Genomic DNA, 14,838 nt, shown 5'->3' with positions numbered 1-14,838 from the left:
ATCCAGACGAGATCGACCCACTCTGATTGCCAAAGGACCAACCTATTTGGTGAATCACTAACTAGCGCCCCGCCTCAGTCTACGATAGATGAGGTGAATAAAAATATCGACGAAGAGCACTCAGCTGATGTGATCGTCATCGGGGGCGGCCCAGCGGGTGCGGCAACCGCCTTTTGGCTCGCCATGCGTGGAGTCTCGGTCATCGTGGTGGAGAAAAAGCAGTTTCCCCGCGACAAGACCTGTGGTGATGGGCTGACCCCACGGGCCGTCGTTGAACTTGAGGCCATGGGCCTGCAATCGATGCTCGACACACAGCAGAAGTACCATGGATTGCGTGCGGTCGCCTATGGCCGCTCCTACGAGCTGCCCTGGCCAAATCTACCTGATTATCCAAACTATGGATACGTTGTTCGAAGATCCGTGCTAGATCAAGCGGTCCTCGATCGTGCCGCTAGCGTCGGTGCGACCGTGCTCTACCATCATGAAGCGATTGAAGCGACGCTCGCGGGGGGACACATCCAGTCGCTGCGTGTCAAGGACATCGAGACGGACGAAGCGTCCACCCTAACGGCGAAGGCCTACGTCCTCGCCGAAGGTTCGAACGCACGGATCGCTCGATCCCTTGGAGCTCGCCGCAATGTGGCCAAACCTCTCGGGCTCGCAATCCGCGGCTACTTCGAGACGGATCGATCCGACGAACATTGGATCGAGTCTCACCTCGATCTTCGCGATGAGAACGGTGCGACCATACCTGGTTATGGGTGGATCTTCCCAGCCGGAGATGGGACCGCCAACGTTGGCTTTGGGTTACTTTCAAACAGCGCTCGATGGCGCAAGATGAATACGACGCATGCCCTAGAACGGTTTCTCCAACAGACGCAAGACGCATGGCACTTCCCGGCGGATAGAAGCGCCCGCGAAGCCACCGGCGGAAAATTACAGATGGGTCTTAGTATTGAACCACGTTCTGGACCCAATTTCCTCATGGTCGGTGACGCGACGGCGAGCATCAATCCCTTCAATGGCGAGGGAATCTCCTACGGATACGAGACCGGTCGGATGGCCGCTAATGCCATCACACAGAGCCTCGGCACAGGAGATCCTCGCCCGATAGCGGGTTTCACCACAGCATTGCAGACTCGCTACGCGGGTTACTACGCAGTTGGAACCCTCTTCGTCAAAGCGATCTCCAATCCACTACTGATGTCCTCCGGGGTCTGGCTCGCCATGCGCTCGAAGGCGACTATGACTCCAGTCGTAGCAATCATGGCCAATCTCATGCCGGGCTCAGCCCCCGACCGGATCGAACAGATCTACCGCTTGACACAGCGCCTGCGCGAACGCGAGGCCGGTTAGTCAGCCCTCTGCCAGTGGCGCCTGCCACTCTAGGGCCTCCGGCCTGCTAGTGGCCGTCGTATGGTCGAGTCGGCAGCCCTATCGCTGGAAGATAGTCAACCACCCGATGGTGGCGCGACCGCTTCAGCCCCTCCAGAAGGTCCAAGAAACTAGTGGTGTTGATGCCACTGGTCACGAGCCTCAGCCGCTGCTGCTGAGGCAATATCGATGGTCTTGTCAATATCATCGACGGTATGCGCAAGCCCAGGGAACAGAATCTCATAGGGTCCGGGAGCGAGCGCTATGCCACGTTTGAGCATCGCGTGGAAGAAGTAGGGATAGACTCCCCGCTCAACCGATGCAACCGCCTGACGATAGTTGGTGACGGGTTCATCAGCGAAGAAGAGTCCAAGCAGTCCATTCACTCGCTGGACCTGAACGGCAAGATCGGCCTCTTCGATCACCTTGGTGAGTCCCAATGCCAGCTGTTCAGCCCGCCCGGCCAACATTCGATAGCTGGCCACGTTCAGCTGATCAAGCGCAGCAGCTCCGGCCGCCGTCGCTAGTGGATTTCCAGAAAGTGTCCCCGCTTGGTAGACCGGGCCCGTTGGCGCAAGCTGCGCCATCAGATCCTCTCTGCCTGCCAGGGCGCCGACTGGTAGTCCCCCACCAATCACCTTCCCAAAACACCATAGGTCTGGCGTGATGCCAAACAGGGTCGATGCGCCACCATCTGCCACACGGAATCCAGTGATCACCTCATCAAAGATGAGCAAGGCACCGGCCTGTGTGGTGAGCGAGCGAAGCTGGGATAGAAAGCCTGGTGCCGCTGGAACCAGTCCCATATTGGCGGCGACTGGTTCGACAATAACGGCGGCGATATCCTCACCGATCTGAGGAACTTCGTTGAAGGGGAGTACCACCGTATCGTGTACCGCCGCAGCAGTCACGCCAACCGACGCAGGCAGACCCAGCGATGCGACTCCGGAACCACTTGCAGCCAGCAAGGCATCCGAGTGCCCATGATAGCATCCTTCAAATTTGATAATCTTGGAACGTCCAGTCACGCCACGAGCTAGGCGCAGCGCGGTCATAGTCGCCTCGGTGCCTGAATTCGTGAGACGTACCAGGTCGACTCCAGGTACCTTCGCCTTGATACTCTCCGCTAATCTGACCTCACCAAGCGTCGGAGCCCCGAAGGTTGTTCCACGGCGAGCCGCTTCGTACAGTGCACTTAAGATTCGCTGATCGCCGTGGCCGTGGATGATCGCTCCGTAGGACTGGATGTAATCGAGATAACGACGGCCCTCAACGTCAACAACATAGGAACCGTGACCCTCACGCACGAAGAAGGGGACTCCCCCCACTGCATTAAAGGAACGTACTGGCGAGTTGACTCCGCCAACCAACGACGTACAGGCCCTAGCGAACGCAGCCTCATTCGTCATAGCGTCCTCGTCGATTACAGCCATGTTGCCGCCTCCTTTGCAAAGTACGTCAGTACACAATCTGCTCCAGCGCGAACGATGGCCGTCAGTGACTCTTGAATCGTTTGCTGACGATCGATGTATCCCGCCGCTGCGGCCGCCACAATCATCGAGTACTCGCCTGAAACCTGGTAAGCAGCCAGCGGGACCGGGCATACCGAACGGACCTTGGAAAGGACATCAAGATAGAACGATGCTGGCTTCACCATCACCATGTCTGCACCCTCAGCGAGATCTAACTCAACCTCAAAGAGCGCCTCTCGCTGATTGCGATAATCCTGTTGGTACGCCCGTCGGTCGCCTCCGTTAGCGATCTCAACGTCAACTGCCTCTCGAAATGGCCCGTACAGGGCCGACCCGTACTTGGCCGAGTAGGCCAAAATGCCGCAGTCAACAGCATCGCTATCATCGAGCGCTTCTCGTATCGCCGCGACCTGATGATCCATCATCCCAGAGGGAGCCACCATGTCAACGCCAGCCTGCGCCAGCGACTGCGCCAGTGCTTGGTAACGAATGAGGGTACGGTCGTTGTCTACCCTCCCTCGCTCATCCAGCACACCACAGTGCCCATGCGTGGTGTATTCGTCGAGACACAGGTCACTGATCACAAAGACCTCATCACCAAAGGTCTCCTTCAGCGCTTGGATCGTGCGTTGGAGCACAAAATCAGCACGACAGGCGTAGCTACCATCCTCATCCTTATGATCAGTCACCCCGAAGAGGAGTACACTAGCCACTCCATGGTCAAGAAGAGAGCGGACCTCCTCCACTGCGCTCGCCGTGGAATGTTGAACCACTCCAGGCATGGCAGCGATCGGTGCAGGATGGTCAAGTCCTTCACGGACAAACATCGGTAGAATAAACTGCTCACGATGAAGGTGCGTCTCTGCCACAAGATTGCGAATCTGAGGCGTCGCACGCAGTCGTCGTGGGCGTCGAAAGTGTTCCATTCCCTCTAGCCTACCCACCTACTCCTGTGTCGACGAGGCGGCGAGGCGTCTGATCACTGCAGTCAGGCCCTCTACCGAATACTCCTCAGCGACAACGATCTGCTCGACGCCAAGGTCTCGCAAGCGGTCCGCCGTCACAGGACCGATGGCAACCGCCTGCTTGGGTAACACACCTGGGTACTGCTCACGGTAGCCCCTCACCGTGGACGCAGCGGTAAAGACAGTGACGTCCATCGTGCTAGCAAGATCTTCCTTCATGAACGGGACAGGAACACCGATCTGATAGGCCTCGACAATATCGACACCCCAGCCCTTGGCGCGTAGCCCGTCCGGTACCACTTCACGGGCAACCTGCGCCCGTGGGAATAGCACCCTCCCTGACCCAGCCGGAAAACTATCGACCAACGCTTCGCCCACAAACTCAGCGGGCATGAGATCGCTGCCGACTCGATAGCGTTCGAGAGCGTCGCGCGTCCCGGAGCCGATCACCGCAATTTTAATGTTGGCCAATCGTCTCAGATCGACCATCGTTTCCATCGCCCGCTCAACACCGTTCTTCGAGGTAAAGAGCAGCCAATCATATCGCTCGATGTTGCGCATCGCATCTCGCAGGGCACGACCGCCATCCGAGGGATCCTGGATCTCAATCGCAGGCGCTTGCATCACCGTGGCCCCGTCTGCACGTAGCTTTTCAGCAAGTCGATCATGCGGATCGAAGGGGCGTAAGAGGTGAACGCTCATGCCGGCCAGCGGCAGAGATCCTCGCCAATCCAGGTGAAGGCCCGCCGTGGTCCCGATGACGATGACCGCAGGAGATCCGATCTGTTGAGCTGCAAGCTGGCCAACGGTTGTTCGAAGCGATCGTTCCTGGGGCCAGGTGACCGACTCAACCACAACGACGGGGGTATTCGCGCTCATGCCTGCGGCCATGAGCGCGTCGGCGATCAGCCCTCGGCGTGCAACTCCCATCAAGACCACGATGGTGAGTTTTGACGCGACCAGCGCCGACCAATCGTAGTCAAGGGGAGCGTCAGCATGTCGATGTCCAGTGATCACGATGTAGCCATCGGCTAACCCTCGATGCGTCACTGGAACGCCGGCGTAGGCTGGGGCCGCCAGCGCGGACGTAACACCAGGCACCACCTCGACGGAGATACCTGCCGCAAGGAGTGCATCAACCTCCTCACCGCCACGACCAAAAAGGAATGGGTCTCCACCCTTCAAACGGACAACAAGGCCGTGAGACCGGCTGAGACGAATGAGCTCTTGATTGATAGCTTCCTGGGAGAACGAAGTCGCACCCGGCCGTTTCCCCACATCGACGATATCGACATCTGCGGGGATCAGCTGTTTAAGGCGGCTATCTACCAGGAAATCCGTCACCACGACATCGGCCGACCTGAGCAACTCAAAGCCTCGCACTGTGATGAGTCCTGGATCTCCTGGCCCGGCTCCTACCAGTACAACACGTGCCATCCGATGCTACTCCCCATCCGAATCAGCTAACAGCGCAAGGGCTCCTCGTTCGACGAGTGAACGAGCAAGTGCGGATCCAAGTTGGGTAGGTTCGTCACCGCTGGCGGAACCGCGAAGGATTCTCGTTCCATCATGGGCTGCCACCATCGCGCGCAACATAAGCCCGTGGCCGCTCAACTCGGCAAGTCCACCGATAGGAAGGCTACAGCCAGTACCAAAGACCCGAAGGAGACTCCGCTCTGCAATTACCGCCTTCTCTGTGGCAGAGTCGTTGACCGACGCAAGCATCTCAAGGGTAGCATCATCGTCCACTCTGCACTCGATGGCGATCGCGCCCTGTCCAACTTGTGGCAGCATCAACTCTGGGCTGAGAATTTCCGTTATCTCCGGCCAGATATCGAGTCGTTGGAGCGCCGCAGCTGCAACAAAGATTGCGTCCAATCGTTGCCCTTTCTCCAGCCTGGTCCGAATGTTTCCGCGAAGTGGCACAATCTCGACATCTGGCCGCAGGGCGAGGAGCTGCGCTGCTCGACGGATTGACGAGGTCCCAACACGGGCACCGTTTGGAAGATCCCCTAACGTAGAACCGACAAGCATGTCCCGAGGGTCAGCGCGAGGGAGCCAAGCGCCAATTTGAAGACCACTGACCGTCACGCTCGGGAGATCCTTCGCAGAATGGACCGCCAACGTAGCCTGATGGTGCAAAACGTGGTGTTGAATCTCCTTAGCGAATACCCCTTGACCGCCAATCTCTGCAAGCGGACGATCCTGTACTCGATCCCCCTCGGTCTCGACCACAGTAATCTCTGACGGAACCGGGAGCGCGGCGGATACATGCATCGCCTGCCACAGCGCTAGTTCTGAACCACGCGTAGCTATCTTCAAAGGGGTCGTCATGATCGATGGGCTGTCACAGCCGGAAGATAGTTTTGAAGTTTTCGAGAAACTCCGCGAAGCCCTCTGCTCCTGTCTGTTCTCGCAATGACGTGGCAGGATGATGCAGCAGCTTGTTCACAAGCCGATGCGTCAGTAACTCAAGTTCTTCAATCATCCCTGGATCAGTAGCCCCGAGTCGCTTTAGTGATCGGCTTAACTCGCTTTCGCGAACCCGTTCTGCCTCCTCATAGAGGGCGCGAAGCACGGGATTCATATCCTGCAGCCAGGCCAGCTCCCCAAAATCGGCGAGTTCAGTCTCGATGATCAGCTCTACCGAGTCGACCGCTTCCATCCGTTCCGCCAACTGATCGGACACAAAGCGATTGACATCATCGAGATCCACAAGTACCACACCTGCGACCTCGGCCACTCCCCGCTCGATAGTGCGCGGCCGACAGAGATCAATAATGCGTAGACCCGAAAATCCTTCAAGAATTGAAGCATCGAGAACCATCGGAACGGCGGATCCGGCCATTACGAGGGTGTCAAGCGAAGCGAGTTGGCCAGACAGCTCGCTGGTTGCAACCACCCTGACACCGCTGAGCTCCCGATGAAGAAGATCCCGACGCTCCGGAGACGACGACATCAACGTCACCTCAGCACCATGATCGACCAAAACTCGAGCGACCTCCGACCCAATAGCTCCTGAACCGACAACGCCAACACGAGGAGTACCATCAGCAAGTGCCGCATTTGAGGTCATGGCCAGCAAAGCGGCGGCCGAGGTCACTGATACATTTCCAGAACCAATCAGTGTCTCGTTCCGAATGCGCTTTCCAACCTCAAGTGCACGTTCGAAGTACCGACCAAGTGAGCCAAGGACAATTTTGCTCTCCCGCGCCGCTGACAGGGCCTGCTTGACCTGTGAAAGAATCTCGCTCTCCCCCACTATGGCCGACTCCAAACCCCCGGCAACCCTCAAAAGATGCCGGACAGCCGCCCTTCCATAGAGCACACGTGTAACCGGCTGCACCACCGTTATTGGCAACTGCAACGACTGCGCGAGGGCAGCTGCAACCTCATCAACCGTAGCGTGAAACTGATCCGCCATGACGTAGAGCTCGGTACGTGCGCACGTGCTCAACAACAACGCTTCCTCGATCACACCGCCTTCGACGAGACCCCTAAGGGATGAACGCAACCCATCCTCGCCAGGCCGGGTCAGCGCAAATCGGTCAAAATCGACACCGACATCGGACTCGTTGATACTTAAAAGTATGACAGACATGCACTACCACCGCAACAAAAACGCAAACCTTTGACTTGTTCAGTGTATCGCACAAGTCCTGCCTAGCCGAAACGTTACGCTAGGACCCGCTTCAGACACCGACATCGGCAGTCATTCACTCGCCGGCGTGATCTGAGAGTGCCTGCGCCCGCACAGTGGCGGCACGAACCGCTTCGAGTGTCTGGTGTCGCAAGCCAAGCTCTTCAAACACAGCGATTGCTGCTGCGGTCATCCCACCTGGAGATGTCACCGCCAACCTCAAGGTCCGAGGGTCTTCTCCTTTGGCGTCGGCCAAGAGTACCGCTCCGCGGACGGTGGCACGCGCCAATTCGAGGGCCACCGAGGCTGGAAGGCCAAGGGTAAGGCCAGCCTCCTGCATCGCTTCTAGCAGTAAAAACACATAGGCAGGTCCGCTGCCTGATAGCGCACTAACGACGTCGAACTGCTTCTCAGGTACAACAAACACCTCACCCACGAGACCAAAGAGCTCCCGAGTGGCCGTCAAGAAACTGCTGTCATCTATCTCACTAATGGCAATGACTCCCGCCCCGATCTCACAGGCTGTATTGGGCATTGCTCGAATAACCTGGCCACCAGCCGGCGCCCAGGTCTGGAGTTGATCGAGTCGCACTCCCGCTGCGACCGAGATTACTTTGGAATGAGGAGGGAGATCTGTGAGCACACCACGTATGTGATGGGGTTTGACCGCCAACAGGTACATCTTTGCGGGTTCCACACTGTCAACCGCAACGCCACCTGGAAAACGAGAGGCAATGGATCGAGCCTTTTCGGGGCTATGATCCAGGATCGCGACGGAACGAGGTCCGCCTTCGGCACGACCAATCCCGACGGCCAAAGCGCCACCCATGACCCCGCCACCAACTACCAGCAAATCATGCATGATAAACTCCAAGCTACTCGGGCAATACAAACGACCTGCCAACACCGCACTGGTCATGGGGGGGGAGATCAATTGAAGATCTTGTCTGCCACCGGCCGCCGAAGCTACGCACAACTCATGCAGCTAACCAATACTTCCTGCTGAACCACACGTTCCACAACGCCGATAAGCCTTCGCGCGCTGGCGGCCCAAGTGAACGATTCGGCACACGCTGACGCCCTCTGCGACATCGCTCGATAGTGCACTGGGTTCGCCAGCAACGATTCAATGGCTTGAGCAAAGGCCGATGGTTGACGATCTTTAACCAAGATCCCAGAGTAACCATCATCGACAACCGTCCGAAGTCCTCCCGCATCCGTCGCCACCACCGGCGTGCCGCAGCCCATGGCTTCCAAGGCAACGAGTCCAAATGACTCGCTCACCGAAGGCACGATAACCACATCCGCCGCGCGGTAGTACGTTGACAGGAGCTCATGTGACATAGGTTCAACGATGGTCACCGCATCATCAAGGCCATATTCTTCGACAAGAGCCAAGACACGCGCAAACTCCCGCTCACCATCTACGCCTGATGGACCGCCAACAATAATGAGTCGAGCCGAACGGTGTTTACGCAGTTCGACAAGGGTTTTTACCGCCAACGCTGTCCCTTTGAGCGACTGGATGCGGCCGACATAAAGAATGATGGGAATCGTATCGTCAAAGCCGATGGCTTCTCTGGCCGGCCCAGACGGCCCGGGTGCGAAGAAGGCTCGATCAATGCCAAGAGGCAAGTGCACGATTTTCTCCTCAGGCGCTTGATACATCTCTAACAACCATCTCGCCTCATCGTCTCCGGAGGCTAACACGGCGTCCGAACAACCGAGAATGCGAGACTCCTGATGAATTCTGAGACTCGATCTGTCATCAACCAACGCCCCGTGTGCACGCTTGGCCTTCTCGAGTGTATGAAAAGTGGTGATCATCGGAATATCAAGGTCGTGTTTTACTCTATGTGCAGCGACCCCAGATAGCCAATAGTTTGCATGCACGGCATCATAACTGATCGAAGACCGCACCATATGCTCCACTACACGGTCAGCGAACTCAGGAATTCCGGTGTAGTCAGGCGCTGAACCAACTGGCGCGCTGGGTTGTACTGGCAGAGAATGGAGCCAGAGACCAGACTCCAGCCGTACGGACTTCTCGTGCTGAGCGCCCACCCTCGCGGAAAAAATATCGCACTCTACCCCAGCACGGGCAAGATGAGTCGTCAAAGCCCTCACATACACGTTCATGCCACCGTTCACACCAGATCCTGGCACGGCCATGGGAGAGGCATGGTAGCTAATCACTGCAAGTCTCAAGATGGAACACCCCTGGCACACTTGGCTAACATGGCTAGCCTAACCGCAAGGGCACGGTTATTGTTCCCTAAGCAGGGATGACGGAGAACCTATACGTCAGTCACGGGATGTTGTTGATAACGGCGCACCAGTTCGCCACCCAACGCATCTAGGCGTTGATGCAACTGTCGCCGCAATCCAGAGATCGTCCGCTCGCCCTCTTGCAGGCGCGCTTGATAGCCAGCTAGCTGCGATTCATCAAGAAGATCTAGCGAGTGCGTTCGATCACCGCCAACCAGCAAGCGGAGATACGTCTCGGCACTCACCATATCGTCCTCAGGAATCTCAACCTCTACGTGACGCTCAGCCAGTGGAGATGGAGCTGCATGCGACGCAACAACTGAGACGATCGAAGTCGGTCGAGTAGCGTCAAGCTCGGTTGCGATGTCTAGTCGAGTCTGCAGTACTCTCCTTGCATACGACACAGAATTTTCTAGTCGGCGACCGACGTCACGCAATGAACGTAACGACTCTATCGGAGTCTTGTCGAGGTTTAACTCGTCGACCTCTTCCAACCATTGGTTGATCTGAACCCGAAGGTCCGCCATGCTCACCCCTTTGCAGCTACCAACTTACTCTACTCACCGATCAAGCTTCCTGCCCTACTGGATGGATAATAACGGTAGATAGCCCAGCCAACAACACTCTTGTTCGAGAACCAACCTAACTGACGACTATCCGTCGAACCCAGGGAATTATCACCCTCGACCCAAATCGAGGAATGCGAACGGCGTACCAACCTCTTGATGAAGGGGTCGTCCGAATGCGAATCCTGCAGAACGAGGATCCGCCCAACTGGTACCCATCGCCACTTCAAGACCAACAACCTGTCTCCATGGGTCAACGTCGGACACATCGAGTCTCCAACCACCTCATATCGTTGCACCATTGCCCAAGCCAAAGCCCCTGATGCCATCACTAGAGAAGGGAGACTCAACGCTAGGCGTGCACGTCGACGCACAGTGAACTCGGGAGGGGTCCGATCAGACACGACTAACCCTGGTAAGCTACTGTCGTCCAATAACAACAGTAGAAAGGACAACTTATGTACCTCACAAAAATACTCACGTTGGTAGACACACTACGCGCTCCGGCCAAGGCCTCAGCGCACTGCGACCTACCATGTGGTGTTTACGATCCTGCACAAGCACGGATCGAGGCTGAATCCATCAAAGCTATCGTCGAAAAATACAATGCGTCCGATGATCAGTACTTTAGAGATCGCGCCACCTTGATCAAGGAACAGCGTGCTGAGGAGGTCAATCGTCATCTTGACGTTCTGTGGTACCAGTACTTCCAGCCTGTCCACCTTGAGAAGTATCCGCAGCTCCATGAGGTATTTTGGAGCGCCAAGAAGCTCACAAGTCAAGTGAAGCGCACCAACGACACTGCCGTAGCTGATCAACTGCTTGCAAGCATTGGACAGATTAGCGATATCTTTTGGGAGACCAAGAAGTAGTCTGTAGGACCGAGCGCTCGCTCTTGCGAGCGCCAACGGGCCGCTAGCTCATCCGGTAGAGCAGGGGACTTTTAATCCCAAGGTGCAGGGTTCGAGACCCTGGCGGCCCACCAGGCCAGAGGCTATATTTGAGGTAGCACTGCACAGCTCGACCGACATAGTATCGTCGATCTGCCGTGCTTGTTCTCGTGCGAGGGTCACTGCGAGAGAAGAAGCCTGGTGTGTGGGAACTGATGGTGGAGTTGCCGCGTGACCCAGCGAGCGGCAAGCGTCGGCGCGAGTGGGCGACCGTCAAGGGCACAAAGCGCAAGGCTCAGTGCGAGTTACAACAGATGTTGGTCAAGGTCCAGGACTCTTCTACTTCTCTCGCCGCAAGCTCAGACGTGAGCACCGAACAGGTTGTCAACGAATGGTTTGGGATCACAAGAGAGGGTCTTTCTCCGACCACCGTGCAGGGCTATGAGTGGCGCATCCGACTCCACGTCCTGCCCGCTATTGGCTCAATCCCCGCCCATAAGCTCCGAGCACTAGATCTCGACCCTCTCTACCGATCCCTCATCGCCCAAGGGAAGGCTCCGGCAACCATTCGACAGACTCATGCCATCATCAGAGGTGCTCTCAACCAGGCAATGAAATGGGGCTGGGTCGAGCACAATGTCGCCTTGCTCGTGACACCACGAAAGCTTGGCAGTACGGCCATTGTCGCCCCAAATGTCTCTCAGCTCAACAGCATCCTTGAAGCAGCCAAGGAGCGCCACCCCCAGTGGGTGAATGTGATTGCCCTTGCTGCCCTTACGGGTATGAGAAGAGGAGAGCTGTGTGCTTTGCGTTGGCAAGACATCGGCGCAGATAGCCTTCATGTCTCGCGATCTCTTGGCCATACCACCGAGTCGGGCACCTATCTCGGGCCGACGAAGTCGCGCCAAGAACGCCGTGTTGCGCTTGACTCAGCCGCCCTTTACTACATTGAAGAGCAGCAAGAAAGGCTCCGCGAAGCTTGCAGGGTGAATCACTCCGAGTTAAGTGGAGACCCAGTTATCTGTGAACCAACTCGTCCGCCACATAGAGCCCCGTCGTTAGCATGACAGCACCCTGTACTAGACCTGTCAAGCCCACGCGGACCCGCACCGAACGCTCAGCATTGAGTGGCGTCCCGCCTCCCAGGGGGAGTTCCATACTCGGTGGCTGCCGGCTATCGAAGCCAGCACTGCTGGACTAGCGCCTAAATCAAGTTTCAATCGGGGTTGTCAAGTGCCACCGAGAGCGGACGCAGCACGACTGCTGTAACAGTTAGGCGAGCCTCCTTGGTAAATGTGCGGGTAGTGAGGGTCAGTGCAGAATACATAGGTGCCGATCTGGTCGATGACAGTGTGCAGCGATTCGACGCCCGCCACCTTTTGCGCTCCCCCGAGTTTGACCTCTACTACTCCTCAGCGTCCGTCCGCGCCGTGATGATTGCGTCGATGTCCTCGCGGCCTCGGCCTTTGCTATCGCGGCACAACGGTCACCAGACAGCGAATTCCTGGAGAATGGCTGAGTCTCGTGTCCGCAGTAAGCAAAGCGCAACCAAGTGATTCGGCCAGAGCAACATAGGAAGCATCGTAAGCCGAAAGGTTTTCCCGAAGCTCCCAGATACGTCCTAAGAGATGGAAAATGGGATAGCGCAACATGCCAAGTCGCCTCCAGTGATCGAGTGCCGTCCATGCGTCCTTGGGGTCGATTCGCGAGGCAGCTACCCTACGGCGAAGCGCGTTAGCGATGTCGGAGTCGATGAGGTAAGGAGCATGCAACTGTTGTTCGGTGAGCGCCTGACGAGCAGAGCCAGCGTTCAGTAGCGCGGAAACCGCCGCCGAAGCGTCTACAACGATCACGTCTCGACGCGTTCAGCGTCCAGATCGGCGACAATTGAGGCTGGATCCACGCCGAGATCCGGGAGACTGTCAAGCAGCACCAGGTTGTCCACCCGGCGTGACACTTCCTCAAGCTCCCTCACGGCCACCGCCGCCACGGACATCCGGTCACGGACAGCCAGTCGTTCCAGACGTTCGACTACCTCGTCCGGCACGTTGCGGAGATAAATTATCCTCATGTTGCATTATGCTAGCACATCAGTTGCGTTACGTCAGTCATACGCGTGGTGACTAGCTATTCAACGAATCCATGGCCGTTCATTGATCGCTCTTCCCGGAGCCGCAACAGGGCGGATCCACTTGAGCGTCGGACACCGGTTCACCTTGCCTTGACCAAGGACGTGACAATTCACGCGCCAACTTGGCGAACCTTTTGAACACTACAGGCCCTGGTCGCGATCGGTAGCGCAGAAGTGGCATGCTCGCCCCAACTTGATCCAACGCTAACTCGTGCAACAATTTGGCAGAACACTCTTTCAAAAGCGCTGAGTGTGTTGAGTGACGCAGAATACGCATCTGGATCGAGGGACCACCTCGGCCCCAGTAGACGCCCTTGCGCTTCGCAAGCTCGATGCCCGCGCCTAGCGCTCCCAGATCAGCGAGCGCTCGAACGCGGCAAAGGCGCCCATCACCGACGAGACAGATTTCGCATTGCTATCGAGACAACTCGAGGCACTCGCTCACACCCCTTCGCGCCTCACGTCACTTGCGCAGTGGATAGCGGCTACCGAGCTTGCACCACAGCACCCAATTGACCATCAAAGCGATGGTTGGACGGCGAATTGAACCAGCTCACTGAGTGTGGTGGGAAGAGACTACTCTGTCCAAATGAAGTCTGTGAACCACGCGGCCCGCCGATGACTGAACCCTACACAACTGGAGGCGGTCCAACCCGTGTTCACGCGGATTAGTGCCCTGTATGGGCCCGCCCAAGTAGTCTTGTAACTTCTGGCTCCGTGATGTAGCTATTCATATCCTTCTTGCCTCCGCCTCCCTATCAACTGAGTGCGTGTGACTGGCCGCGCTCTGGACATTGGGGGAAGGGTTCGGACCCGCCAAAACACCGAGTCGCCTTGTCTATTGTCAGAGCTCCCCAGGAGCATGGTCGAGCTCGACTTCCATCACATCACCAGCAGGGAAGTGTCAGCCCAGGCGTCCGGAAGTAACCGAACCCTTCCCCCTCCGGCGATGCCAGAGCCTTTCGAACACCACTTGCCGTCGCGTCAGGTTTCGAAGCACACTCGCGCACCAACGCCCAGTTGCTGAGGGGTAGTGAGGTTTCGGACAAGGAAAGCGGGGTTCAGTGTCCCATTTGGTGAGTAGTTTCACACAACAGCTATCCCGCTGCGCAGCAAAGTCATCCAACGGCCCCAGGATTTGCACGTCAGAATGAACGCAGCTCCTATCAAGGTGTCCCGTTCGCCTATCTCTGACGTCGCGTCAAACACCAGGTAGCAAAACTCAAGGGATTCACCTTGTCAGTGGTGGTCGTGAGATTATCGTTATTGGCTGCATGCATGGATTTGGGAAACACCCGATCACCCTCATACCGAGGGGCCTCACCGATCATCGAAGCGATGGTAGAACTAAGAACAGCTCCAGCTCAGTAACGGTGGCATAGGAGAGCTAATTCGTCACGAAAGTCGCAAGTTAAGCGACTCGCATTTTCCGTTCTGCCAGGGCCCGGGCATCGACGGACATGAACGATTTCGGATTCCTTGCTTACCCTTACCATGTCGCGCCCTATGACTCCTCATAACCACAGCCCAGC

Annotated in this window: 14 protein-coding genes and 1 tRNA gene; 4 read left to right on the top strand and 11 right to left on the bottom strand. The window is 57.0% G+C overall.

All coding sequences use genetic code 11. The annotated features are described in order from the left end of the window. Positions 1-93: 93 nt before the first annotated feature. Positions 94-1,356, top strand: a complete 1,263-nt coding sequence (locus tag M7439_RS02310; RefSeq protein WP_298341599.1) for a geranylgeranyl reductase family protein — start codon at positions 94-96, stop codon at positions 1,354-1,356. 149 nt (positions 1,357-1,505) lie between these two features. On the opposite strand, the gene hemL is transcribed toward M7439_RS02310, so the two are convergent. The 9 genes from hemL to M7439_RS12960 all read right to left on the bottom strand — a co-directional run bounded on the left by hemL (position 1,506) and on the right by M7439_RS12960 (position 10,659). Next, entirely contained in the window at positions 1,506-2,807 is a 1,302-nt protein-coding gene (gene hemL / locus M7439_RS02305; RefSeq protein ID WP_298341597.1) for a glutamate-1-semialdehyde 2,1-aminomutase, read from the bottom strand. Continuing rightward, positions 2,798-3,772 carry a porphobilinogen synthase gene (gene hemB, locus M7439_RS02300; RefSeq protein WP_298341596.1) on the bottom strand — a complete coding sequence of 325 codons (975 nt, stop codon included), beginning with the start codon at positions 3,770-3,772 and terminating at the stop codon, positions 2,798-2,800. The genes hemL and hemB overlap by 10 nt, the downstream gene beginning before the upstream one ends. Positions 3,773-3,790: 18 nt before the next feature. Next, entirely contained in the window at positions 3,791-5,248 is a 1,458-nt protein-coding gene (gene cobA, locus M7439_RS02295) for a uroporphyrinogen-III C-methyltransferase (RefSeq protein WP_298341593.1), read from the bottom strand. A 6-nt stretch (positions 5,249-5,254) separates the two neighbouring features. Beyond that, complete coding sequence (hemC, locus tag M7439_RS02290; protein ID WP_298442470.1) at positions 5,255-6,145, bottom strand: hydroxymethylbilane synthase; 891 nt, start codon at positions 6,143-6,145, stop codon at positions 5,255-5,257. Positions 6,146-6,158: 13 nt separating this feature from the next. Beyond that, entirely contained in the window at positions 6,159-7,412 is a 1,254-nt protein-coding gene (gene hemA, locus M7439_RS02285; RefSeq protein ID WP_298341589.1) for a glutamyl-tRNA reductase, read from the bottom strand. A gap of 115 nt (positions 7,413-7,527) precedes the next feature. Then, the gene (gene proC / locus M7439_RS02280) at positions 7,528-8,313 is read right to left on the bottom strand and encodes a pyrroline-5-carboxylate reductase (RefSeq protein WP_298341586.1); all 786 of its coding nucleotides are present in this window, start codon (positions 8,311-8,313) and stop codon (positions 7,528-7,530) included. A 104-nt stretch (positions 8,314-8,417) separates the two neighbouring features. Next, positions 8,418-9,659 carry a glycosyltransferase gene (locus tag M7439_RS02275; RefSeq protein ID WP_298442469.1) on the bottom strand — a complete coding sequence of 414 codons (1,242 nt, stop codon included), beginning with the start codon at positions 9,657-9,659 and terminating at the stop codon, positions 8,418-8,420. A gap of 89 nt (positions 9,660-9,748) precedes the next feature. Continuing rightward, a complete protein-coding gene (locus M7439_RS02270; protein WP_298341580.1) occupies positions 9,749-10,246 on the bottom strand; it encodes a hypothetical protein in 498 nt (165 codons plus the stop codon). A 29-nt stretch (positions 10,247-10,275) separates the two neighbouring features. Continuing rightward, on the bottom strand, positions 10,276-10,659 hold the full coding sequence (locus M7439_RS12960; protein WP_374045740.1) for a S26 family signal peptidase: 384 nt from the start codon (positions 10,657-10,659) through the stop codon (positions 10,276-10,278). A gap of 84 nt (positions 10,660-10,743) precedes the next feature. On the opposite strand from M7439_RS12960, the gene sodN reads away from it, so the two are divergent. From sodN to M7439_RS02255, 3 genes are all read left to right on the top strand, one after another. Beyond that, positions 10,744-11,157, top strand: a complete 414-nt coding sequence (sodN, locus tag M7439_RS02265) for a superoxide dismutase, Ni (protein WP_298336760.1) — start codon at positions 10,744-10,746, stop codon at positions 11,155-11,157. 37 nt (positions 11,158-11,194) lie between these two features. Further along, positions 11,195-11,270, top strand: a tRNA-Lys gene (locus M7439_RS02260). Positions 11,271-11,378: 108 nt separating this feature from the next. Next, complete coding sequence (locus M7439_RS02255) at positions 11,379-12,242, top strand: tyrosine-type recombinase/integrase (protein ID WP_298348954.1); 864 nt, start codon at positions 11,379-11,381, stop codon at positions 12,240-12,242. A 402-nt stretch (positions 12,243-12,644) separates the two neighbouring features. Here the strand turns inward: M7439_RS02255 and M7439_RS02250 are convergent, their stop codons facing one another. Together M7439_RS02250 and M7439_RS02245 are read right to left on the bottom strand one after the other, a co-directional pair. After that, complete coding sequence (locus M7439_RS02250; RefSeq protein ID WP_298341573.1) at positions 12,645-13,028, bottom strand: type II toxin-antitoxin system VapC family toxin; 384 nt, start codon at positions 13,026-13,028, stop codon at positions 12,645-12,647. Further along, on the bottom strand, positions 13,025-13,246 hold the full coding sequence (locus tag M7439_RS02245) for a hypothetical protein (RefSeq protein ID WP_298341570.1): 222 nt from the start codon (positions 13,244-13,246) through the stop codon (positions 13,025-13,027). Before M7439_RS02245 ends, M7439_RS02250 begins: the two co-directional genes overlap by 4 nt. Positions 13,247-14,838: the final 1,592 nt, after the last annotated feature.

The sequence above is a fragment of the Ferrimicrobium sp. genome, assembly GCF_027319265.1.
Classification (GTDB): Bacteria; Actinomycetota; Acidimicrobiia; order Acidimicrobiales; family Acidimicrobiaceae; genus Ferrimicrobium.
Note: the sequence above shows the minus strand (reverse complement) of the source record. Positions and strands in the feature narration are given on the sequence as shown.